Source organism: Pseudomonas sp. IT-P4, from assembly GCF_949767755.1.
GTDB classification, from domain to species: domain Bacteria; phylum Pseudomonadota; class Gammaproteobacteria; order Pseudomonadales; family Pseudomonadaceae; genus Aquipseudomonas; species Aquipseudomonas monachiensis.
Window position 1 is genome coordinate 308,340 of record NZ_CATKPX010000045.1, and the last position, 22,291, is coordinate 330,630.

The window sequence follows — 22,291 nt, forward strand, 5'->3', positions numbered from 1 at the left end:
AAGCCCGCTCCCACACTGGTTTCGCGCAGTCGCTTGATTATTGGGTGTATGAACTCATCGCCGAACGCGGAATCACCGGCTGATTGTCATTGGAGATGGTCACCTCTACCCGACGGTTCATCGCCCGGCCCGAGGTGCTGCTGTTATCCGCCACCGGATACTCCTTGCCGTAACCCTGGGCGACGATACGCGCCGGATCAACGCCCATCTTCACCAGCGCCGCCCGCACGGAGCCCGCGCGACGTTCCGACAGCGACTGGTTGTGCGACGCCGTACCGGTGCTGTCGGTGTAGCCCTCGACAATCACTTTGCGCTCGGGGTTTTCCTGGAGGTACTGCGCCAGTTTGCTGATGTTCGCCAGGCCGTTGGATTTCAGCTCGGCCTTGTCGGTGGCGAAGAGCACATCACCGAAGGTCACCAGCGTCCCGCGATCGGTCTGCCTGGCGTTGAGGCTGTCTTTCAACTGTTTGATCTGCTGGTCACGGGCGTCGAGGCGCGCCTGGGCCCGTTGCGCCGAGGCATCTTTCAGGCTGGCCTCGGCGGTGCGCAGGGCGATGGTCTGCCTGGCCACTTCGACGCGCTGGTTGGTCAAATAGGCTAGCTGGTCGACTTTGGCCGCGTCCTCCTTGTCCCTGTAGGCCTTATCGGCCAGGTCCAGAGAGTCGCTGGCCTCCTTGGTCTCCAGCGCCGCGACTTTGCTGGCCTGCGGATCGGCTTGCAGGCCGGTGTAGTTGCTGCGGGCCTGTTCGAGGTTGGCGTTCGGTGGTGTGGAGCAGGCTGTCAGGGCTACGGTGACAGCCAGCAGGGCAGGGATCATCAATTGATTGGATTTCATGATTTCGTCCTTTTAGTCGAGTGGGAATGCGGGGGGGGGGCGCGCCGCTTACTGAACGGTGCGCTGGCTTTCCTGACGCAATTCCTGAACGCCTTTCTGCGCGTCCTTCACTGATTGTTCGGCCTTCATCGCCTGGGCCTTGCGCTCGGCCACGCGAGCGTCCCACTCGGCCTGTTCGGCGAGCATCCGGGCCTGGTCGTATTGCTTGTCGTGCATGGCAATTTCGGCTTGCTTGAGCTTGTCCTGGGCCGACTTCATTTCCACTGCGGCGAACTCGGTGCCGCCGGCGCTCACGGCGTCGTTGACGGCCGATTGGGTGACCGCGTACTGCTCGGTTGGCGGATTACCGGCGCAACCGGCCAGCACCAGGCAGCTGCCCAGGGCCAACGCCGCCAGTTTGAGGCTTTGCGAACAGGTAAATGAGGGGGTTCCGGTTCGGGTTTTCATGGTCTTCAACTCCATTGGGCCAGTTCCTGAAAAACGTCGAAGTCCACCCCGGGCAGGGCGCTGAAACCATCAATTGCGGGGTATTTTGAAACACTCGTCCCAGGCGTGGTTACTTGGGTTGACCCGAGGCTTTTTTTGAAAGTTCAGAGAAAATAGCCGGCTATCGAAAACCTGGATCAAGTCGACAGCGCCCTTTAGGGCAGGAGAAGTGCGATTTTTTGAATTGGAATACGGGCTAATGTGGGAGCGAGCAAGCCCGTTCCCACAGGTTTTGCGGATGTTCAGTGTTTCTGTTTGTCTTCAGGCACCGACAAGTCATGCAAATGTCGACGGGACAACGCCAGAAAGCGCGGGGTCGGCCCGATGTCTTCGTACAGCGGATCGCCTTCTTCATCGGTGGCAACCACGGTAGTGCCCTTGACGTACGGGAAGCTTCTTTCCAGCTCTTCCAGTGCGGCGCCGATCAGATCGCCGAGCAGTTCTTCGGGATGCCGCTTGGGGTACATTTCGACGAGCGCGGCCAGCCGTGCGGCAGACTCCACGTCCAGATGAATCGAGTAGCCGGTGTCGGTCAGGCGACCCTTGGCGTTTTCTTCCCAGTGGTGGGCAAGCTCGCGGATTTTCATATTGACCTCATTGCGCTCCCGCTCGTGGCAGGCAGAGTGAGTGTCCGGCACTGGCCGGTGACAACCGTTGTACGGCTTACTGTTCAGACTAGCCTCAACAGGCAGGGTTTACAGGCCCTTCGTCGTCTTGCTTGTAAGAACCTGTCTGGGGCGGCACTCTCTTGTTTCTTAGCCGCCCGGATTTTTTGCTGGAGACCTGCTGATGACCGATATTGATGCACGCTTGCGCGAGGACGTTCACCTGTTGGGTGAGCTGTTGGGCAACACCATTCGTGAGCAATATGGCGATGGTTTTCTCGACAAGATCGAGCAGATCCGCAAGGGCGCCAAGGCTGACCGGCGCGGTTCCATGGACGCCGAACTCAGTGCCAGCCTCAATCAGCTGAGCGAAGATGAGTTGCTGCCGGTGGCGCGTGCGTTCAACCAGTTTCTCAACCTGGCCAACATCGCCGAGCAATATCAGTTGATTCACCGTCGCGAGGAATCCCGGGAGGCACCGTTCGAAGCCCGGGTGCTGCCGGAGTTGCTCGCGCGCCTGCGCGCCGAGGGGCATGGCGCCGACTCGCTGGCCCGGCAACTGGGCCGGCTGGAGATCGAGCTGGTGTTGACTGCGCACCCGACCGAAGTAGCCCGCCGCACGCTGATCCAGAAGTACGACGCCATCGCCGCGCAACTGGCGGCTCAGGATCACCGTGACTTGACCGGTGCCGAGCGCGAACAGATCAAGACCACCCTGCAGCGCCTGATCGCCGAAGCCTGGCACACCGAGGAGATCCGCCGCACGCGCCCGACGCCGGTGGACGAAGCCAAGTGGGGGTTCGCGGTGATCGAGCATTCGCTGTGGCAGGCCATTCCCAATTATCTGCGCAAGGCCGATCAGGCCCTGTACGCCGCCACCGGCCTGCGCCTGCCACTGGAGGCGGCACCGATTCGCTTTGCCTCGTGGATGGGCGGCGACCGCGACGGCAACCCGAATGTGACGGCGGCGGTGACCCGGGAAGTTTTACTGTTGGCGCGCTGGATGGCGGCTGACTTGTACCTGCGCGATGTCGATCGCCTGGCCGCCGAGCTGTCGATGCAGCAGGCCAGCGATGAATTGAAGGCCCGGGCGGGAGACAGCGCGGAGCCCTACCGGGCTGTGCTCAAACATCTGCGCGAACGCCTGCGGGCAACGCGAAACTGGGCACACGCCGCCTTATCGACGCCCGCGCCGGCGCCGATCGACGTGCTGCAAGACAACCGCGAACTGCTCGAACCACTGGAGCTTTGCTACCGCTCCTTGCACGAGTGCGGCATGGGCGTGATCGCCGACGGGCCGTTGCTCGATTGCCTGCGTCGGGCCGTGACATTCGGCCTGTTCCTGGTTCGTCTGGATGTACGCCAGGACTCGTCGCGGCACACCGCTGCGATGACCGAAATCACCGACTACCTCGGCCTGGGTCGCTACGAGGACTGGAGCGAAGAAGAGCGCATCGCCTTCCTGATGCGCGAACTGAGCAATCGTCGGCCCTTGTTGCCGACGTACTTCAAACCTTCCGCCGACACCGCCGAAGTACTGGCGACCTGCCGGGAAATCGCCGCTGCGCCGTCGGCATCCCTCGGTTCCTATGTGATTTCCATGGCCGGTGCGGCTTCCGATGTACTCGCCGTGCAGTTGCTGCTCAAAGAGTCCGGCGTGTTGCGGCCGATGCGCGTGGTGCCGTTGTTCGAAACCCTGGCCGACCTCGACAACGCGGGGCCGGTGATCGAGAAGCTGCTGCTGTTGCCGGGCTATCGCGCGCGCCTGCAAGGGCCGCAGGAAGTGATGATCGGCTACTCCGACTCGGCCAAGGACGCCGGCACCACCGCAGCGGCCTGGGCGCAGTACCGGGCGCAGGAGCGACTGGTGGATATCTGCCGTTCGCACGACGTCGAGCTGCTGCTGTTCCATGGTCGCGGCGGCACTGTGGGGCGAGGCGGCGGCCCGGCCCACGCGGCGATCCTGTCGCAGCCACCGGGTTCGGTGGCGGGGCGTTTCCGCACCACCGAACAGGGCGAAATGATTCGATTCAAATTCGGCCTGCCGGACATCGCCGAGCAAAACCTCAATCTGTACCTGGCCGCGGTGCTGGAGGCGACTTTGCTGCCTCCGCCGCCACCTACGCCCGAGTGGCGCCATTTGATGGACGAACTGGCCGCAGACGGTGTCAGCGCCTACCGCGCGGTGGTGCGGGAAAACCCGCAGTTCGTGGAGTATTTCCGCCAGTCGACGCCGGAGCAGGAACTCGGCCGTTTGCCGCTGGGCAGTCGTCCGGCCAAGCGCCGGGCCGGGGGGATCGAAAGCCTGCGGGCGATTCCGTGGATCTTCGGCTGGACCCAGACGCGCCTGATGCTGCCGGCCTGGCTGGGTTGGGAAGCGGCCCTGAGCAAGGCACTGGAGCGTGGCGAAGGCGAGCTGCTGGGGCAAATGCGCGAGCAGTGGCCGTTCTTCCGCACCCGCATCGACATGCTGGAAATGGTCCTGGCCAAGGCCGATGCCGACATTGCTCGGTCCTACGATGAGCGTCTGGTGGAGCCGAATCTGTTGCCATTGGGTGCGCATTTACGCGACCTATTGTCGCAGGCGTGCACCATCGTTCTCGGCCTGACCGGGCAGTCGCAGTTGCTGGCACATAGCCCAGCGACCCTTGAGTTCATCCGCTTGCGCAACACTTACCTCGACCCGCTTCATCTATTGCAGGCCGAGTTGCTGGCTCGTTCAAGAGTGCAGGACGTGGCGCAGGGCAGCCCGGTAGAACAGGCCTTGCTGGTGTCTGTGGCGGGGATTGCCGCCGGTTTGCGTAACACCGGCTAAGGTTTTTGCCGTGGGGTGAGGCGTCCGGCAGGTGAGCCGGATGCCGACGTTTGGCGGGGGCAAAAGTGCTGTCAGGCGACAGTTAATGATGGGGTTGCGACTTGGGAAACTGCGCGCAATGGTCGCAAGAGGCAGCGGTTTCTCCGACTTTTGGCGTCTTGTGTGGGCGCAGCCTGCTGTGTATCTTGATCAGCCTTTGACCGTTTGGGCGGTCACGACCCTATTTTTGAGATTGGCCCCACGAGGCGAATCTGACGTTATCCATATAAAAAATTGAGGAGCACATCGATGCGCGTCATTCTGCTGGGAGCTCCCGGGGCCGGTAAAGGTACTCAGGCTAAGTTCATCACCGAAAAATTCGGCATTCCGCAAATCTCCACCGGCGACATGTTGCGTGCAGCGGTCAAGGCCGGCACCGAGCTGGGCATCAAGGCCAAGAGCATCATGGATGCCGGTGGCCTGGTGTCCGATGACCTGATCATCGCACTGGTCAAGGACCGCATCGCCCAGTCCGACTGCGCCAACGGTTTCCTGTTCGACGGCTTCCCGCGCACCATTCCCCAGGCAGAAGCCCTGGTGACTGCAGGCGTCGAGCTCGATGCCGTGGTTGAAATCGCCGTTGAAGACGAAGAAATCGTCCAGCGTATCGCCGGTCGCCGTGTTCACGAGGCCAGCGGCCGCGTGTACCACATCGTCTACAACCCGCCGAAAGTGGCTGGCATTGACGACGTCACCGGTGAAGAGCTGGTACAGCGCAAGGACGACACCGAAGAAACCGTGCGTCATCGCCTGTCGGTCTACCACTCCCAGACCAAGCCGCTGGTTGAGTTCTACCAGACGCTGTCGGCTGCCAATGGCAAGCCCAGGTACAGCCACATCGAAGGCGTCGGTTCGGTTGAAGCGATCACCGCCAAGGTGCTTGCAGCCCTGAGCTGAAAAACCTGACCCGCTGCATCATCCACGGCCCGCTTGCGGGCCGTAGTTGTTTATACTGACGCACTTTTTTCTGATCTCTCTTGTGGATACATCGATGAGCACCTTGCTGGCCCTGGACACCGCGACCGAAGCTTGCTCCGTTGCCTTGCTGCATGACGGCAAGGTCACGAGCCATTACGAGGTGATCCCGCGCCTGCATGCGCAGAAGCTGCTGCCGATGATCAAGCAGTTGCTGGCCGATGCGGGCACCACGCTGCAAGCGGTCGACGCCATTGCGTTCGGCCGTGGCCCGGGGGCCTTCACCGGTGTGCGCATTGCCATCGGCGTGGTGCAAGGCCTGGCGTTCGCCCTGGATCGCCCGGTGCTGCCGGTGTCGAACCTGGCCGTGCTGGCGCAACGTGCGTTGCGTGAACACGGCGCCACTCAGGTCGCCGCCGCCATCGATGCGCGCATGGATGAAGTCTATTGGGGTTGCTACCGCGAAGCGGCCGGGGAGATGCGCCTGGTGGGGGCTGAAGCTGTACTGCCGCCGGAGTCCGCTGCATTGCCGGCCGATGCCGGCGGCGAATGGTTCGGCGCAGGCACTGGTTGGGGTTATGCCGAACGTATCGCCGTCAGCCTGAGCGGGCAGGACGCGGGCATGTTGCCCCACGCGCAAGACTTGCTGACTCTGGCGCGGTTTGCCTGGGAACGTGGCGAGGCGATCGTGGCCGACGAAGCGCAGCCGGTATATCTGCGTGACAAGGTGGCGACGCCCAAGGCGCGTTAAGCCTTTACAGATCGCAGCCTGCGGCAGCTCCTACAGAAGATCGCATTTCCCTGTAGGAGCTGCCGCAGGCTGCGATCTTTTCCAGGCACCACCAATCGTCTTTTTCTAACCTCAGCTTTTAAACCTTTTGCCTTTTATGTGTTCTAGTTATCACTCGGCGGTTTGCGAAGTGGGATATGCGCCACTAAACTGCCATCACTGATTCCGAGTATGCACGTATGCGTATAGACGGCGTTTCCTCTCAGTCCTACCCCATCAAGCGCAAGCCTCGCAAAGACCGCGTGGTGGAAGACGACGCCATTGATATCGAAGGCGAGCTGGAATTCCCGACTGAAGAGCAACTGGCTGCCCGCGCCGCCAAAGCTTCCGCGCAAAAACTGAGCAATCTCCCCGCCCGTCAACAAGACATGATTTACCACCGTGCCATGAGCAAAAGCGTGGCGACAGCCTTGGCCAGCTACCTGAGCACCGCCGGTTTCGTCGATTGGGAAGCGGATGTGCTGGGTCTCGACCTGTACATCTGATGTTGCTGCCGTATTACCTCGGTTGTCCGTCCTGGAGCGAAAACGCCTGGCGCGACTACCTGTATCCGTCCGACGCCAGACCCGCCGACTTTCTTGATCTCTATTGCCAGGTTTTCAATGCCGTGGAAGGCAACACGACCTTCTACGCGAGCCCGGCTGCCAGCACCGTGCAGCGTTGGGCCGAGACCATGCCCGAACACTTTCGCTTCACCGCCAAGTTTCCCGGCGAGATCAGCCACGGTGGCGATCTGCGCGAGCAGCTGACCTACGCCGAAACCTTCCAGCAGTTGCTCAGCCCGCTGGGTGAGCGGGTGTCGCCGTTGTGGTTGCAGCTGTCGAAAAGCTTCACGCCCCAACGCTTGCCGGAACTGACCGGATTCATCGATGCCCTGCAGCGGCCGCTGGCCGTGGAAGTGCGGCACGACGAGTTTTTCGCCAAGGGTGACAGCGAACGAATGCTCAATCGTCTGCTGCTGGATCGCGGTGTCGAACGCATCTGTCTCGATCCCCGTGCGCTGTTCAGTTGCACCTCGACCGAGCCCTCGGTGCTCCACGCCCAATCGAAGAAACCTCGGGTGCCACCGCGCCCCACGGCATTCACGCAATTCCCGCAGGTGCGTTTTATCGGCCATCCGACGCTTGAAGCCAACGATACGTTCCTGGAGCCGTGGGTCGAGAAAATCGCGCTATGGATTGAAGAGGGCCGTACGCCGTACATCTTCCTGCACACCGCCGATAACTTGCTGGCCGCGAAGCTGGCGCAGCGTTTTCATGCCAGGCTGATGCTGCGTTTGCCTGGCTTGCCGGCGCTGCCTGAGCTATACAGAGAACCCGTCGCCGAGCAACTTGGCCTGCTCTGAGGCGGATTCTTTCCCCTCTTCAGGAGCCTGCCCAATGGATGCGCAAACCCTTCGAGCCCAGGCGTTCAAAGCCCTTCATGAACGCCCCGGGGCTTTTGTGATTCCCAATCCGTGGGATGCCGGCTCGGCGAAAATGCTCGCCAGCCTTGGCTTCGAGGCGCTGGCAACCACCAGCGCCGGTTATGCCTTTTCCCAGGGCCGTGCCGATGGCGGACTGACTCTCGACGATACCCTGATGAACGTCCGGGCGATTGTCGCCGCCACCGACCTGCCGGTTGCCGTCGACCTGGAAAACGGCTTTGCCGACAACCCGGCCGACTGCGCGAAAAGTATCTTGCGCGCGGCAGAGGTCGGCGCCGTCGGTGGTTCGATCGAAGATGCCACCGGCCGCGAAGAAGGCCCGATCTACTGTTTCGAACACGCCGTGGCGCGCATCGAAGCCGCTGTGGCAGCCGCTCGCAGTTTGCCGTTCGACTTTACGTTGACTGCCCGGGCGGAAAACTTCCTGCACGGCAATCCCGATCTGGCCGACACCATCCGGCGCTTGCAGGCATTCGCCGAGGCCGGTGCCGATGTGCTCTACGCGCCGGGCCTGCGCAGCGCCGAGGATGTGCTGGCGGTGGTGCGCGCCGTGGCGCCAAAGCCGGTGAATGTGTTGATGTCGGGCGGCTTGAAGCTGACGGTCGCGCAGTTGGGTGAAATGGGCGTCAAACGCATCAGTGTCGGATCGGCACTGGCATTGGCGGCCTATGGAGAGTTCTTTCGCGCCGCCGAAGAAATCCAGACATCAGGTACGTTCGGTTTCACGTCTCGGTCGATGCCCTATCAGAAGGCCAATCAGTTTTTCAAAGGCTGAGGATCAGGCGGCGATGCGCAGGTTCTGCAGGATGATCGGGCGCGCCCAGCCATTGTCGAAATCGAATTGTTTCTGTTGTTCCACCAGCTCTTGCGGCGAGAACGGCGGGAACGGCTTGTCGAGCAGATCGAGTTCGAATTCGGCAATCGGCAGGTGCAGCGGACGCGGTTGCGGGGCAGGGCCACCTTCTGGCAGCGGTTGACCGGCGTTCAATACGATCGGGCGAACCCAGCCGCTTTCGAAGTCCTGCTGTTTTTGCTGGGCGACGATTTCGTCCGCCGGGAACGGTGGGGATGGCTTGTCGGCCAGGTCCATCTCGAATTCGGCGATCGGCAGGAACAGCGGCTCGGGCGGGCGGATTACGTTGTCCTTCACGTCGCATTCGCGCTGGGACACGATGTGGGCCAGCAGGTCGCTGCCGATCGTGGGTTCAACCGGGCTTTCGAGATCGACCGGTGGAAAGTTCAGCGATTGCGGCAGCACTTCACCCGACTGTTCTGCCAGCGCCCGGGCAAAGAAATCCTGCCAGATGTGGCTGACGCCGCTCAGTGCCTGGGTGTTTCGCAGGTTGTAGTCGCCGTAGGGCGAGATAAAACCTGTGATTGTGGGTTGAATGTCTGACATTTCTCTCGGTCGACGCTCAGCTCTGGCAAAATGCTCGATAGTTTTGTTATCGGCCGTTTTTGCCGATCATTAATTTTTTGAGCGTGTTTTCCGATGATTGATCAACCTGCGGCCTGCCGCATCCATGTCCAGGCCCTCGACGCGGCTTTCGAGCCACAAGCCGAACAATGGGCTGAGCGCCTGGGCTTGCCAATGCAAGTGGCAGACGGCGAGTTTGCCTTGCAGGTGGGTGACATGGGCTTGCAGCTGCAACAACTGGGGCCGGATGCGCCGGGGCCGGTGCGGGTGGACTTCGTCGAGGGCGGTGCGGCCCATCGCCGGCTGTACGGCGGCGGCAGCGGGCAGATGATCGCCAAGGCCGTCGGCGTCGCCCAAGGCGTGCGCCCGCGGGTGCTGGATGCCACGGCAGGGCTGGGCAAGGACGCGTTCGTGCTGGCCAGCCTCGGTTGCGAGATGAGCCTGATCGAGCGTCAGCCGCTGATCGGTGCCTTGCTCGAAGACGGTCTGGCCCGTGGCGCGGAAGATTTCGACGTGGCGCCGATCGTGGCGCGCATGCGCTTGCTCAAGGGCAATTCGATCGAGGTCATGCGCAACTGGGAAGGCGAACCACCGCAGGTGATCTACCTCGACCCGATGTTCCCGCACCGTGAGAAAACCGCGCTGGTGAAGAAGGAAATGCGCCTGTTTCGGCCATTGGTGGGCGATGACCCGGATGCGCCGGCATTGCTCGAAGCCGCGTTGGCCCTGGCCAGCCACCGGGTGGTGGTCAAGCGCCCGCGCAAGGCGCCGTGCATCGATGGGCCGAAGCCGAGTCATGCGCTCGATGGCAAGTCCAGTCGGTATGACATTTATCCGAAAAAGGCGCTCAAGCCGTAAGACCGAGTCGCCCCCTTCGCGAGCAAGCCCGCTCCCACATTTGATCGCATACTGTCTGACGGAACCGGGTCACTTGTGGGAGCGGGCTTGCTCGCGAATACGCCCGCCCAATCACCATAAACTCACCAGGCTCACTCAGGCCGATAAGCCCGCATAAACAATCCCACCACTTCCTGCACATGACTCTCGGCGGCCTCGTCGTCCAATGGTTCGCCACAGCCGAAGAGCAGCCGGAAATTCGCTGCGCCCTTGAGCAGGCAGAAGAAGTGTTCTGCTGCATTGTGCGGTTTGTCGATGCTCAATGCGCCGCTTTCGTTGACCTTGCTCAACAAGCGTTCCATACCGTGCAGCATGCGCTGAGGCCCGGCCTCGAAGAAGATCAGTGAGAGTTTTGGGTCCTGACTGCCCAAGGCCATGATCAAACGGTGCAGGTTCAGCGATTCGTCACTGTTGATCAGTTGATGAAATCCGCGTGCGATGTTCAGCAGCACGGTTTCCACGGCCACGCCTTCCGGCAGTTCGAAGAACAGCGTCGGCAACTGTTCCTCGCACTTGGCCATCACGGCGGCGGAGAACAGCGTCTCCTTGTCGTTGAAGTGGCTATAGACCGTCAGCTTCGACACACCGGCCTCGGCCGCGACGGCATCCATGCTGGTATTGGCATAACCCTTACTCAGAAACAGCGCTTTGGCCGCATCGAGAATCGCCTGGCGCTTGACCAGATCCTTGGGTCTGCCTGGTCCATTGGGTGCTGAAAGATTGTTTGGCATATTCGTTTTTATTACTGGACTGGTGAGTTTGCTATTAATAACATACTGCTCAGTATAATTATTCAAAGCACCATTAGCGAAAGGTCCTTCACCATGTTCCGCTATGCCTTGCCCCTCGCGTTGCCAGTCACCCTGGCTTTTTTATTGTCTGCGTGCGGTCACGAAGAGGCACCGCAGGTCAGCGTGCGCCCGGCCATGGTGGTCCAGCCAGAGCCTTCGGCGCAGGCCATGGAAAGCTATCCCGGTGAAGTTCGCGCACGGTATGAGCCGGACCTGGCGTTCCGTATCGGCGGCAAAGTCAGCCGACGACTGGTCGATGAGGGGCAGCGGGTCAAGGCCGATCAACCCTTGGCGGAGCTCGACCCCCAGGACGTGCGCCTGCAACTGGAGGCCACCCGGGCTCAGGTCGCCGCCGCCGAAGCCAATCTGAACCTGGTGCGTTCCGAGCGTGATCGCTACAAGACCCTGATGGAGCGCCAACTGGTCAGCCGCTCGCAATACGACAACGCCGAAAACCTCTACCGCTCCGGTGAGGCACGTCTCAAGCAAATCAAAGCCGAATTCAACGTTTCCAATAACCAGGCCAGCTACGCCGTGTTGCGTGCGCCGCAGGACGGTGTCGTGGCCAAGCGCCTGGTGGAGGTCGGGCAAGTCGTGGCTGCGGGGCAAACGGTGTTCACCCTCGCAACCGATGGTGAGCGTGAAGTCTTGATCAGCCTGCCGGAGCAGAACTTCGGCCGTTTCAAGGTCGGTGAGCCGGTGTCGGTGGAGCTCTGGACCCAGCCCGATCAGCGATTCGAAGGGCGTATCCGTGAACTGTCGCCGTCGGCTGATCCAAAATCGCGCACCTTCGCGGCCCGCATTGCCTTCAGTTCCGGCAAGGTTCCTGTCGAACTGGGCCAGAGCGCCCGAGTGTTCGTGCAGGCCGTCGACGTGGTTCCGCTGTCCGTTCCGCTGTCTGCGCTGACAGCGGAAAACGGGGTGACCTATGTCTGGGTCGTCAGTGCCAACAACACCTTGAAGAAAACCCCGGTGCGAATCGGTGCCTTCGGCGAGAAAACCGTACCGGTGCTTGAAGGGCTCAACGCCAGCGACTGGGTGGTGGCCGCTGGTGTCCATGTGCTTCTCGAAGGGCAGCAGGTGCGCCCGGTGGATCGCTCCAATCGCGTGGTCAATCTGGCGGACAAGGAGTAAGCCCCGATGCGCTTCAACGTTTCCGAATGGGCGCTGCGTAATCGCCAGATCGTCCTGTTCCTGATGCTGTTGCTGGCCATCGTCGGCGCACTTTCCTACACCAAGCTCGGCCAGAGCGAGGACCCGCCGTTCACCTTCAAGGCCATGGTGATTCGCACCAACTGGCCGGGAGCGACCGCCGAAGAAGTCTCGCGCCAGGTCACCGAACGTATCGAAAAGAAGCTGATGGAAACCGGCGAATACGAACGCATCATGTCGTTCTCCCGCCCCGGCGAGTCCCAGGTGACCTTCATCGCGCGCGACTCCATGCACTCGGTGGAGATCCCGGAACTCTGGTATCAGGTGCGCAAGAAGATCAACGACATCCGTCATACCTTGCCGCCGGGGATCCAGGGGCCGTTTTTCAACGATGAATTTGGCACCACGTTCGGCAATATCTACGCCCTGACTGGCGACGGATTTGACTACGCCGTGCTCAAGGATTACGCCGACCGCATCCAGATCCAGCTGCAACGGGTCAAGGATGTGGGCAAGGTCGAATTGCTGGGCTTACAGGACGAGAAAGTCTGGATCGAACTCTCCAACGTCAAGCTCGCCACCCTCGGCTTGCCGCTGGCGGCCGTCCAGCAAGCCCTTGAAGAACAGAACGCGGTGTCCACGGCGGGGTTCTTCGAAACCAGCAGCGAGCGCCTGCAGCTAAGGGTGACGGGGAATTTCCAGACGGTCGACGAGATCAAGAACTTCCCGATCCGTGTCGGTGATCGCACTTTCCGCATCTCCGACGTGGCCGACGTGCGCCGTGGTTTCAACGATCCACCGGCACCGCGCATGCGCTTCATGGCGCAAGACGCCATCGGCCTGGCGGTGGCAATGAAGGACGGCGGTGACATCCTGGTGCTGGGCAAGGCGCTGGAAGTCGAGTTTGCCCGCGTCCAGAAAAACCTCCCGGCCGGCATGGAGCTGCGTAAAGTTTCCGACCAACCGGCGGCGGTGAAAACCGGTGTTGGCGAGTTCGTGCAAGTGCTGGTCGAGGCGCTGGCCATTGTGTTGCTGGTGAGCTTCTTCTCCCTCGGCGTGCGCACCGGCATGGTGGTGGCCCTGGCGATTCCGCTGGTGCTGGCGATGACGTTCGCGAGCATGTATTACCTTGGCATCGGCCTGCACAAGATCTCCCTCGGCGCGCTGGTACTGGCCCTCGGTTTGTTGGTGGACGACGCGATCATCGCCGTGGAAATGATGGCGATCAAAATGGAGCAGGGCTTCGACCGGGTCAAAGCGGCGAGTTATGCCTGGACCAGCACCGCGTTCCCGATGCTCACCGGTACGCTGATCACCGCGGCCGGCTTCCTGCCGATTGCCACGGCGCAATCGGGCACTGGCGAATACACCCGCTCGATCTTCGAGGTGGTCACCATCGCGCTGTTGGCGTCGTGGGTGGTCGCAGTGGTATTCGTGCCGTACCTGGGGGAAAAACTCCTGCCGGACCTGGCGAAGATTCACGCCGCCAAGCACGGCGCCGGCCAGCCCGATCCGTATGCCACGCCGTTCTATCAGCGCGTCCGGCGTCTGGTGGAGTGGTGCGTGCGCTGGCGCAAAACCGTGATTCTGGTGACCGTGCTGTTGTTCGTTGCCTCTATCGTGCTGTTCCGCTTTGTGCCGCAGCAGTTCTTCCCGGCATCGGGTCGCCTGGAGTTGATGGTCGACCTGAAACTGGCCGAAGGCGCTTCGCTGAGCAACACCGCCGACGAGGTCAAGCGCCTCGAAGCGCTGCTCAAGGACAAGACCGGGATCGACAATTATGTGGCCTACGTCGGCACCGGTTCGCCGCGTTTCTATCTGCCGCTGGATCAGCAACTGCCGGCGGCGAGCTTCGCCCAGTTTGTCGTCCTGGCGAAAACCATCGAAGAACGGGAAACCCTGCGCAGCTGGTTGATCGCAACCCTCAACGAGCAATTCCCGGCTCTGCGTTCGCGGGTCACGCGCCTGGAAAACGGTCCGCCGGTTGGCTATCCGGTGCAGTTTCGCGTGACCGGGGAGCACATCGAGGAAGTGCGGGCGCTGGCGCGCAAAGTCGCGGCCAAGGTTCGCGAGAACCCCCATGTGGTTAACGTCCACCTGGATTGGGAAGAACCGAGCAAGGTGGTGTACCTGAACATTGATCAGGACCGCGCGCGGGCGCTGGGCGTGAGCACGGCGAACCTGTCGAGGTTCCTGCAAAGCTCCCTGACCGGTTCCAGCGTCAGCCAGTACCGTGAAGACAACGAGTTGATCGAGATCCTGTTGCGCGGCACCTTGCATGAGCGCACCGAACTGTCATTGCTGCCGAGCCTGGCGGTGCCGACCGATAACGGTCGCAGTGTCGCGCTGTCGCAGATCGCGACCCTGGAATACGGCTTCGAGGAGGGCATCATCTGGCACCGCAACCGCCTGCCCAACGTGACCGTTCGCGCCGACATCTATGGCAAAGAACAACCGGCGACGCTGGTGCAGCAGATCATGCCGACCCTCGATCCGATCCGCGCTGAATTGCCCGATGGCTACTTGCTGGATGTCGGCGGTACGGTAGAGGACTCGGCGCGCGGACAGAACTCGGTGAAGGCCGGGGTGCCGCTGTTCATCGTGGTGGTGTTGACCTTGCTGATGCTGCAGCTGCGAAGTTTTTCGCGCACGGCGATGGTGTTCCTGACGGCGCCGCTGGGGTTGATCGGGGTGACGCTGTTTCTGTTGGTGTTCCGTCAGCCGTTCGGTTTCGTGGCCATGCTGGGGACTATCGCGTTGTCGGGGATGATCATGCGTAATTCGGTGATTCTGGTGGATCAGATCGAGCAGGATATCGCGGCGGGGCTCAAGCCTTGGGAGGCGATCATCGAGGCGACGGTGCGGCGGTTCCGGCCGATTGTGCTGACGGCGCTGGCGGCAGTATTGGCGATGATTCCGTTGTCGCGCAGTGTGTTTTTCGGGCCGATGGCAGTGGCGATCATGGGGGGGTTGATTGTGGCCACGGCGTTGACTCTGTTGTTTTTGCCTGCCCTTTATGCCGCCTGGTTTCGGGTTCGCAAAGAGTCGGTTTGAGGGTTTGATCTTGGCGGCCTTCGGGCCGACCAGGTTCATGGTTTTTTGTTGGTTGAGAGGGTAATACGGTTGTCGTTGGCACCTGGGGACAGGCGGCGCCAACGACAACTTCAGCAAAACTGCCGGTTATGCGCCTGGCGAAACACTAACGATGCTCACCACCACATCTTTGACCCACATCATATCCGCGCTCAAATCCACTGGTACAGGTTTCGTGGAGGTGAAGACCACTTGGTCTTCATAGAGGATGTTTGCACTGATGGAGTAGGTGTTCCCGTACTGCAGTTTTGCAAGGTCGTAACTCAATGTGTATTCCATGATGTCGTTATTCACATTGGAATAGATCTCTGTAGCCAGCGTTTTCAGAGCATTTGACTGAGTGGTATCCACTAAGCTGACATGGAGGGACGAGCCAGGTCGAAGGTCAACTTTTTCGAAATAAACCACGTTGCCGGTAATTTCTTTTTCCCTATTCATTTTGATTTCCCTTTCAAAGAATCGTCGGTATTGACGAGTGCTAACCATAGAGTCGACACCACGAATTTTATGTAGGGCAATTCCTGCAATCTGTGACGAAGAGTGTGTTTGATATAGCAGAAACGTTCTTACTTCTACTAAGTCCTTGAGGGGGCGGCCACGGTCCGCGGTAATAGAAAACAACGGAAGACGAAAAAGCCCGCTGACCTTCACAGATTCAGGGGGCTTCTTTGGTATTGCGGACAGATAATAATTACAAGGTTCCAAACACCTACTTCGCCAAACTGGTTGCCGCAGCCGCCGGGTTCTGGCGGATGGTTTCTTCCTGTTTGCCGATCATCTCGAACAAGCCATTCAACGCTTGCTCGGTGACGTAGTTTTCGACGTTGGCATTCGTCGTATCCACTACGCCTGTGGCATGAAATAAGTGGATCTTGCGTCAAGTGTCGATCCGCAGGCTTTCAGGTAGAGGCACCGAAATCTGCAAGATGAACAACATCATTAGGCTTCAGTATCAGTTTCGCTGGATGAAGCCCCAGCGACAGTCGGCGCTGGCCATAGGTCTCAAATGAGCCGACCAGCGTGTAAAGTCGGCCCGGTTTGATCATGGACGGGTCATATTTCAGATAGAAATTAGGCTCCCCGGTCAAGCCGACCCCTTCACACACAAGGGTCTCGTCGTTCTCATCGCTAACGGGTTCAATCAGCTTTACATACAGTTTCGAGTCGGCAGGGTAACCGATCCTCGGCATCCAGGTCTTTTCCACGGCGATGTAGCCCACGGGGCTCAAATAAATGTCTGCATCGTGATCCCCTCCTGCCCAGTGGAATTCTCGCTCTATATCCAGCAAGAGCGCGGTGTTCTGGTGGGAAATTTTTACGTTGATGACATAGCGACTTCCGACGGCATTCAGGTTTGAATCGACACTGACACCGAAATTGATGGGACGTGCCGAGGGTAGTGTGTTACTGCCCCATATGCCGTGAAGGATCGGCACAGTTCTGTTGGTAATGTTTTGTACTCTGATATTGATGTCGCAGCCTTCCGGTACTTCGTAGTCCGGAGGAAAGTGCAGGAGCGCGTTGATTCTATGTTGCGTCATAATGATTTCCTTATCCGTTGGTTCGTCGAAATGACGAGCGCTGAGCGTATCCCCAAAGCAATCAAGCCTTGCGTAGGAAAAACTCTCTGTGAGAAGGCGAATCGCAGACGGATTTGATCAGAAACGTCCTTGTTTCCGGGAAAGGTGAAGGTCAGTTGCGCTCGACAAACCCCGCCTCATCTTCACTGCTATGCAGCGCACCAGTTCAGGCTTGCTACCACAGCGGTTTCTCGGGGCTTAGAGCGTGCCAAACACCTTCTTCGCCAAACTGGTTGCCGCAGCCGCCGGGTTCTGGCGGATGGTTTCTTCCTGTTTGCCGATCATCTCGAACAAGCCATTCAACGCCTGCTCGGTGACGTAGTTTTCGACGTTGGCATTCTTCGCATCCACAACGCCCATTGTCGCTGCTTGCCCGGCGAACGAGTTGTACTGCTGGGCCAGGCCAACCTTGTCGGTGGCTTGCTTGACGATGGGCAGGAACTTGGTGCGGATTTGTTCGCGGCTGGTTTTGCTCAGGTATTGGGTGGCTGAATCGTTGCCGCCGCTGAGGATGCCCTTGGCGTCTTCCACGGTCATTTTCTTCACGGCATCCACAAGGATCGGCTGGGCCTGGATCACGGCGCTTTCCGCCGCTTTGTTCATGCTGGCTTCCAGTTCGTCGACCTGGTCACCCATGCCGAACTGTTTCATCTTGCTCGCGACTTTGCCCAGCTTGCCCGGCAGTTCGATTTTTACGTCGGGGTTGTTGCTGAAGCCACCCGGGGTGCCGAGTTGTTTGACGGCCAGTTGCGCACCTTGGGTCAGTGCGTCCTTTAGCCCGCCGGTGGCGTCTTTCTGTGACAGGTCGGAGAGGGACAGCGCCAGGGCGTTGGCACAGATCATCAAGCCAGCGCACAGGCCTGCAAAGCGGAGGGTAGGGCGGAACATAGCAACTTCCTTTTTCGAAAAAGACACTTAGTAGCGGGCCGGATCGACGCGGACCTTCAGTGGTTGTGGATCGGTGCCGTCCAGGCGCACGGCATGATTCTCGGTGGTGATGAACATCAGTTTGCCGTCGACTTCAATGCGCGCACTTACCGAGTATCGATGATTGGGTTCTACCTTCAGCGGGTCGTAGCTGAGATGGAAGGCCTGTGGCACCTGGCCCTGGACTTGGCCGCGCTGTACGTCGATGACCTTCGCGGGGGCATCGGCGAGTGAAATGTCCTGCAGGCTGACGCTGAGGATCGCGGTCGGCGGCAGGGCGATGCGTTGCAGGTAGAAAACTTCGCCCTCGAGGCTGGCTTTCGGGGCAGGTTGCATGGATTGACAAGCGCTCAGTAAGGCGGCGAGTCCAAGGAGAGAGAGTTTTTTCATGAGGCGGATCCTTGTCATTGGCGCCCGAAGTGGGCCGGCGCCAACAACAATTTAGCGGATTTTTCCGGTAATAACCCCCGGCAATTTTTTGCCTCGCGCGTGAGGGTTTTCTTCAATTATATACTTGAGTATTAAGTCGCTTGCGGAGCAAATTTTTTATAGCCGCTCTCATCATTGAAGAAGGTGCGGCTGCCGATAGATGTAGTAGCTCTTTGCCACTATCGGGTGGTTCGATGTGTTTATTAATTAAACAATGAATACAGGTTCGAGGTAGATGTCTTCGTGATGACGAGTGCCATATTGGAAATCGATCGATAGAAGTTCATCGGCCTTGGCGAGAAGCGTCCCGTCGGGAAGGAAAACTTCTGCGACAATTCGGTATGTACCGACAGGGCTTTCACTGGAGTCGCGTTCAATAATGAACTCAAATTCCCACCATTTATGCATCAGCGAGTTTTCTTTGTGCGTTTTGATGAACTTGGATTTATTGTCACTGAGATGTTTGTAAAGACTGGTTTTGGTGGTGTAGTCCGTTTGTATTTCGTATGGGGTTTTGCTGAAAAGAACTTTTCCAGAAATGTGTTTGTTCATCTAGCTATCCTTTTAGTTGAGCCTGGAATAGGCGAGAAGGATGCTAGCTGATCATTGAAGTCTGGTATTTCGCAGAAATACATCCTTTTATTTCTGCGTGGAAACTCAAGTTGTTGTTTATGTGTTCAGCGGGGCTTTTTCCGCCGCACTTTCATTACCGTGCAACGCCACCTGCCGAATCGACAAACGAATCTCCGCCGGCAACACCCGTTTGGCCGCGCCTTCGGCCAGTTCACCGAGCAGTTCGTGATAGCTCAGTTTGCCTGCCTCATCGCGCTTGAGCACGTCGAGGTCGAGCATGGTCTGGATGAAGTGGCGGAACAGGCTCTTGTCGAAGAACTCCGGGGCGTTCAGGCCATGCAGGATCGACAGGCGCTGGGCCATGACCGTGCACAGGTCTTCCAGTTCTTCGGCGCTGATGCTGTTCTGGCCGCTGTTGAGCAGCAGGGACACGGTCATGTAGAAGCGTTGCAAGGTCTGGGCGATGCTTTTCGACAGCAGCGTCAGCAGCACGAAATGCCGCGAGCTTGGCGCCGGGCGCAGGTACAGGTCATTCTCGAAGCGCAGCAGGCCTTGTTCGACGAAGGCCGCCAGCCATTGATCGATTACGGTATCCAGTTCGTCCAGCGACCAGCGAATGAACAACTCCGCTTGCAGGTAGGGATACAGCGCGCGGGTGTAGCGCAGGATCTGTTCACGGCTCATGCGCGAAGCGCTCTGGAAAAAGCTCGCCAGTAGCGCAGGCAGGGCGAAGATGTGCAAAACGTTGTTGCGGTAGTAGGTCATCAGGACGGCGTTCTGCTCGTCCAGATAGAGAATCTTGCCCAGGGCATCGCTCTGCTCGGACAGCAGGTCCATGTCCTTCACATGCTCGATCAGCGCCCGGCCATCGCCTTCCGGCAAGGTGGTGTGCGGCGAGTACGGGACCTTGCGCAGCAGCGCCAGGTACAGGTCCAGCACTCGCGCCATGGCCCGGTCATCCAGCGCCAGCCGGGTGGTCGACAGCAGCGCCAGTGCCACCAGATTGACCGGGTTGATCGCCGCCGCTTCGTTCAAGTGCCGGGCGACTTTTTCGCCGAGGCGGTTGGTGGTTTCGTTGAGCCAGGCGGGTCTGAACTGCGGGCCGAGCTCCTGTTGGCGCCAGTCCGGCTGTTCGCCGTCGAGGAATTCCGCCAGCTTGATCGGCTCGCCGAAGTTCACCGCCACCTGGCCGAAGCGCTGCTTGAGCGCACCAATCACTTTGAAGATATCGAAGATCGACTCTTTCTTCTTGGCCGCACCGCGCAACTCGCCAAGATAGGTTCGACCTTCCAGTACGCGCTCGTAGCCGATGTACACCGGCACGAAGACGATGGGCATGCGCGACGAACGCAGGAAGCTGCGCAGCGTGATCGCCAGCATCCCGGTCTTCGGTTGCAGCATGCGCCCGGTGCGCGAACGGCCGCCCTCGACGAAGTACTCCACCGGGAAGCCCTTGGTGAACAGAGTGTGCAGGTATTCGTTGAACACCGAGGTGTACAGCGGGTTGCCCTTGAACGTGCGGCGCATGAAAAACGCGCCGCCGCGACGCAGCAGGCCGCCGATCACCGGCATGTTCAGGTTGATGCCGGCGGCAATGTGCGGCGGGGTCAGGCCGTTGCGAAACAGCAGATAGGACAGCAGCAGATAGTCGATGTGGCTGCGGTGGCACGGCACATAGATCACTTCGTGACCCGGGGCGACCTTCTGCACACCTTCGATGTGATTGACCTTGATGCCGTCGTAGATCTTGTTCCAGAACCAGCTCAGCACCACTTCCATAAAACGGATCGCCGTGTAGGTGTAGTCCGAGGCGATTTCGTTGCCGTAGCGCAGCGCCTGGGCTTTGGCTTTCTCAGGCGAGATGTTCTCGCGCTCGGCTTCGTCGAGGATCGCTTGTTTGACCTGTGGCTGGTTCAGCAGGCCTTTGACCAGGTTGCGGCGGTGGGAAATGTCCGGGCCGATCACCGCGGCCTTCAGGTTGCGAAAGTGCACCCGCAGGATGCGCTGGGCCATGCGCACGGTGCGCTCGTGGCCCTTGTCGTGCTCGATCAGTTCGCGCAGGTGAATCGGCGCGGAGAATTGCACGCGGGTCTTGCGTCCCAGCACGATGACGCTCAGCAAGCGACGCAGGCGCCCGGTAACGGCCCAGCTGTCGGCGAACAGGAGTTTCCAAGGGCTGTTTTCGCTGTCTGGCGACTGGCCCCAGAACACACTGACCGGAATGATCTGCGCATCTTCTGCGGCGTTCTGGCTCAGGGCGCTGACCAGGCGGGTCAGTGTCGGCGGCGCGCCGCGCTTGTCCTGACGGCCGAGCCAGTCGGGGTCCGGTGTCAGGTAGAAGAACGCGGCAGGTTCCAGCAGGTTGCCCACCGATACCGGCAATACCGGACGTGGCAGGCCGGCCTTGCTGCATTCGGTGTCGACCACGGCGAGGTCGGTCAGCGAAGGGTTTTGCAGGACGTAGAACACCGGACGACTGCGGTCGAGGTTGAGGGTGAACGACGACTGGTTGATCGTCTCGGAGCGAACCCAGAGGTACAACAGTCGGCGCAGGGTGCCAAACACAAGACGGCGGAACGGGGAGCGGGTCATACGGCTTCTGCGTGAGTGAATAAAACCAAGCGTTTGCTCGGGAGGGCGATAGTGTGCCGGATTCGCTTAAAATCGGCAAAAAAGCGGCGAAGTAAACTCCTGTTGAGAGTTTTAACGTCTGTCATATACTCGACGCTCTGTCGCCGTTGCCCTCATGGGACCGGTATGCGCAGGCTGACGTTCCCGAGGCTTTCCTGCGAAAAGCCCGATCAATAATAAAAAGGGAGTATGAACAAATGGCAACACGCGAAACCGGCAATGTGAAGTGGTTCAACGACGCCAAGGGCTACGGCTTCATTCAGCGCGAGGACGGGGTGGACGTGTTCGTGCACTACCGCGCGATTCGCGGTGAAGGCCACCGTTCGCTGACCGAAGGCCAGCAGGTTGAATACGCGGTGGTGGAAGGGCAGAAGGGGTTGCAGGCTGAGGATGTGGTGGGGTTGTAACTTTCAAGATCAAAAGATCGCAGCCTGCGGCAGCTCCTACAGGTGTACACATAACCTTGTAGGAGCTGCCGCAGGCTGCGATCTTTTTGCTTTTATGCGGTTTTCCAGGTGATTTCTTCTTCACCATCGACACTGATGCGAATCCAGCGGTCCGCTGTCTCTTCACCTTCTTCCTCGACCCAGGTGCCCGGTGCGCAACGCACTTCCACGTTCAGCGCGGCAAACGCAGCGCGAGCGCAGGCGATGTCGTCGTCCCACGGGGTCTGGTCGCTTTCCAGGTACAGGCTGTTCCACTTGCCGACGGCTTTTGGCAGCCAGGTCACTGGCACGTTGCCAGCCTTGCACTTGTAGGTCTGGCCCTTCTGGACCCAATCGGTGCACGGGCCCAATGCCGCACCCAGCCAGGCGGAAATGGCCTTGTGGTCGACGTCGGCGTCTTTCAGGTAAATCTCGATATCGGGTTGGCGCATGGATGTCCTCACT

At 59.8% G+C, this 22,291-nt stretch carries 22 protein-coding genes and 1 pseudogene; 10 read left to right on the top strand and 13 right to left on the bottom strand.

Going from position 1 to position 22,291, the window contains the following annotated elements; translation table 11 throughout:
• Positions 1–37 precede the first annotated feature (37 nt).
• The 3 genes from ACM6IT_RS19325 to ACM6IT_RS19335 form a co-directional block, all read right to left on the bottom strand.
• Positions 38–835 carry an OmpA family protein gene (locus ACM6IT_RS19325; RefSeq protein WP_414918525.1) on the bottom strand — a complete coding sequence of 266 codons (798 nt, stop codon included), beginning with the start codon at positions 833–835 and terminating at the stop codon, positions 38–40.
• A 48-nt stretch (positions 836–883) separates the two neighbouring features.
• Positions 884–1,297, bottom strand: a complete 414-nt coding sequence (locus tag ACM6IT_RS19330; RefSeq protein ID WP_414913884.1) for a DUF4398 domain-containing protein — start codon at positions 1,295–1,297, stop codon at positions 884–886.
• Between the two features lie 266 nt (positions 1,298–1,563).
• Entirely contained in the window at positions 1,564–1,908 is a 345-nt protein-coding gene (locus tag ACM6IT_RS19335; RefSeq protein ID WP_056721034.1) for a hypothetical protein, read from the bottom strand.
• Positions 1,909–2,110: 202 nt separating this feature from the next.
• Between ACM6IT_RS19335 and ppc the strand changes: the two genes are divergently transcribed.
• From ppc to ACM6IT_RS19365, 6 genes are all read left to right on the top strand, one after another.
• Entirely contained in the window at positions 2,111–4,741 is a 2,631-nt protein-coding gene (gene ppc / locus ACM6IT_RS19340; RefSeq protein ID WP_414913883.1) for a phosphoenolpyruvate carboxylase, read from the top strand.
• Positions 4,742–5,029: 288 nt separating this feature from the next.
• Positions 5,030–5,677, top strand: coding sequence for an adenylate kinase (gene adk / locus ACM6IT_RS19345; protein ID WP_056721029.1), 648 nt, complete (start codon positions 5,030–5,032; stop codon positions 5,675–5,677).
• 94 nt (positions 5,678–5,771) lie between these two features.
• Positions 5,772–6,446 carry a tRNA (adenosine(37)-N6)-threonylcarbamoyltransferase complex dimerization subunit type 1 TsaB gene (tsaB, locus tag ACM6IT_RS19350; protein WP_056721027.1) on the top strand — a complete coding sequence of 225 codons (675 nt, stop codon included), beginning with the start codon at positions 5,772–5,774 and terminating at the stop codon, positions 6,444–6,446.
• Between the two features lie 218 nt (positions 6,447–6,664).
• Positions 6,665–6,970, top strand: coding sequence for a hypothetical protein (locus ACM6IT_RS19355; protein WP_056721025.1), 306 nt, complete (start codon positions 6,665–6,667; stop codon positions 6,968–6,970).
• On the top strand, positions 6,970–7,830 hold the full coding sequence (locus ACM6IT_RS19360; RefSeq protein ID WP_414918526.1) for a DUF72 domain-containing protein: 861 nt from the start codon (positions 6,970–6,972) through the stop codon (positions 7,828–7,830). The genes ACM6IT_RS19355 and ACM6IT_RS19360 overlap by 1 nt, the downstream gene beginning before the upstream one ends.
• Before the next feature lie 34 nt (positions 7,831–7,864).
• Positions 7,865–8,686: an isocitrate lyase/PEP mutase family protein gene (locus ACM6IT_RS19365; RefSeq protein ID WP_056721022.1), complete on the top strand. Its 822-nt coding sequence runs from the start codon at positions 7,865–7,867 to the stop codon at positions 8,684–8,686.
• Between the two features lie 3 nt (positions 8,687–8,689).
• On the opposite strand, the gene ACM6IT_RS19370 is transcribed toward ACM6IT_RS19365, so the two are convergent.
• Entirely contained in the window at positions 8,690–9,310 is a 621-nt protein-coding gene (locus ACM6IT_RS19370) for a hypothetical protein (RefSeq protein WP_056721020.1), read from the bottom strand.
• A gap of 93 nt (positions 9,311–9,403) precedes the next feature.
• Here ACM6IT_RS19370 and ACM6IT_RS19375 point away from each other — a divergent pair, with 93 nt between their 5' ends.
• Positions 9,404–10,186 (top strand): class I SAM-dependent methyltransferase, encoded by a 783-nt coding sequence (locus tag ACM6IT_RS19375; RefSeq protein WP_056721019.1) that lies wholly within the window; start codon positions 9,404–9,406, stop codon positions 10,184–10,186.
• A 131-nt stretch (positions 10,187–10,317) separates the two neighbouring features.
• On the opposite strand, the gene ACM6IT_RS19380 is transcribed toward ACM6IT_RS19375, so the two are convergent.
• Positions 10,318–10,956, bottom strand: coding sequence for a TetR/AcrR family transcriptional regulator (locus ACM6IT_RS19380; RefSeq protein ID WP_056721017.1), 639 nt, complete (start codon positions 10,954–10,956; stop codon positions 10,318–10,320).
• A 93-nt stretch (positions 10,957–11,049) separates the two neighbouring features.
• On the opposite strand from ACM6IT_RS19380, the gene ACM6IT_RS19385 reads away from it, so the two are divergent.
• Positions 11,050–12,150 (top strand): efflux RND transporter periplasmic adaptor subunit, encoded by a 1,101-nt coding sequence (locus ACM6IT_RS19385; protein WP_056721015.1) that lies wholly within the window; start codon positions 11,050–11,052, stop codon positions 12,148–12,150.
• A gap of 6 nt (positions 12,151–12,156) precedes the next feature.
• Positions 12,157–15,222 (top strand): efflux RND transporter permease subunit, encoded by a 3,066-nt coding sequence (locus ACM6IT_RS19390; protein WP_414918527.1) that lies wholly within the window; start codon positions 12,157–12,159, stop codon positions 15,220–15,222.
• Between the two features lie 126 nt (positions 15,223–15,348).
• On the opposite strand, the gene ACM6IT_RS19395 is transcribed toward ACM6IT_RS19390, so the two are convergent.
• The 7 genes and pseudogenes from ACM6IT_RS19395 to plsB all read right to left on the bottom strand — a co-directional run bounded on the left by ACM6IT_RS19395 (position 15,349) and on the right by plsB (position 21,362).
• Entirely contained in the window at positions 15,349–15,699 is a 351-nt protein-coding gene (locus tag ACM6IT_RS19395; protein ID WP_162252400.1) for a YbaY family lipoprotein, read from the bottom strand.
• A 271-nt stretch (positions 15,700–15,970) separates the two neighbouring features.
• Positions 15,971–16,111 (bottom strand): annotated as a pseudogene (locus ACM6IT_RS19400) (DUF4197 family protein); the annotation flags it as partial.
• A 49-nt stretch (positions 16,112–16,160) separates the two neighbouring features.
• Positions 16,161–16,802, bottom strand: coding sequence for a hypothetical protein (locus ACM6IT_RS19405; RefSeq protein ID WP_056721008.1), 642 nt, complete (start codon positions 16,800–16,802; stop codon positions 16,161–16,163).
• A gap of 237 nt (positions 16,803–17,039) precedes the next feature.
• On the bottom strand, positions 17,040–17,729 hold the full coding sequence (locus tag ACM6IT_RS19410) for a DUF4197 domain-containing protein (RefSeq protein ID WP_223542171.1): 690 nt from the start codon (positions 17,727–17,729) through the stop codon (positions 17,040–17,042).
• A 27-nt stretch (positions 17,730–17,756) separates the two neighbouring features.
• Positions 17,757–18,158: a YbaY family lipoprotein gene (locus tag ACM6IT_RS19415; protein WP_414918528.1), complete on the bottom strand. Its 402-nt coding sequence runs from the start codon at positions 18,156–18,158 to the stop codon at positions 17,757–17,759.
• A 246-nt stretch (positions 18,159–18,404) separates the two neighbouring features.
• Positions 18,405–18,749, bottom strand: coding sequence for a hypothetical protein (locus tag ACM6IT_RS19420; RefSeq protein WP_414918529.1), 345 nt, complete (start codon positions 18,747–18,749; stop codon positions 18,405–18,407).
• Positions 18,750–18,866: 117 nt separating this feature from the next.
• Positions 18,867–21,362 (bottom strand): glycerol-3-phosphate 1-O-acyltransferase PlsB, encoded by a 2,496-nt coding sequence (gene plsB / locus ACM6IT_RS19425; RefSeq protein ID WP_223542169.1) that lies wholly within the window; start codon positions 21,360–21,362, stop codon positions 18,867–18,869.
• Positions 21,363–21,598: 236 nt separating this feature from the next.
• On the opposite strand from plsB, the gene ACM6IT_RS19430 reads away from it, so the two are divergent.
• On the top strand, positions 21,599–21,808 hold the full coding sequence (locus tag ACM6IT_RS19430) for a cold shock domain-containing protein (protein WP_007954750.1): 210 nt from the start codon (positions 21,599–21,601) through the stop codon (positions 21,806–21,808).
• 92 nt (positions 21,809–21,900) lie between these two features.
• Here ACM6IT_RS19430 and ACM6IT_RS19435 read toward each other — a convergent pair whose 3' ends face one another.
• The gene (locus tag ACM6IT_RS19435) at positions 21,901–22,278 is read right to left on the bottom strand and encodes a hypothetical protein (protein ID WP_008052800.1); all 378 of its coding nucleotides are present in this window, start codon (positions 22,276–22,278) and stop codon (positions 21,901–21,903) included.
• Positions 22,279–22,291: the final 13 nt, after the last annotated feature.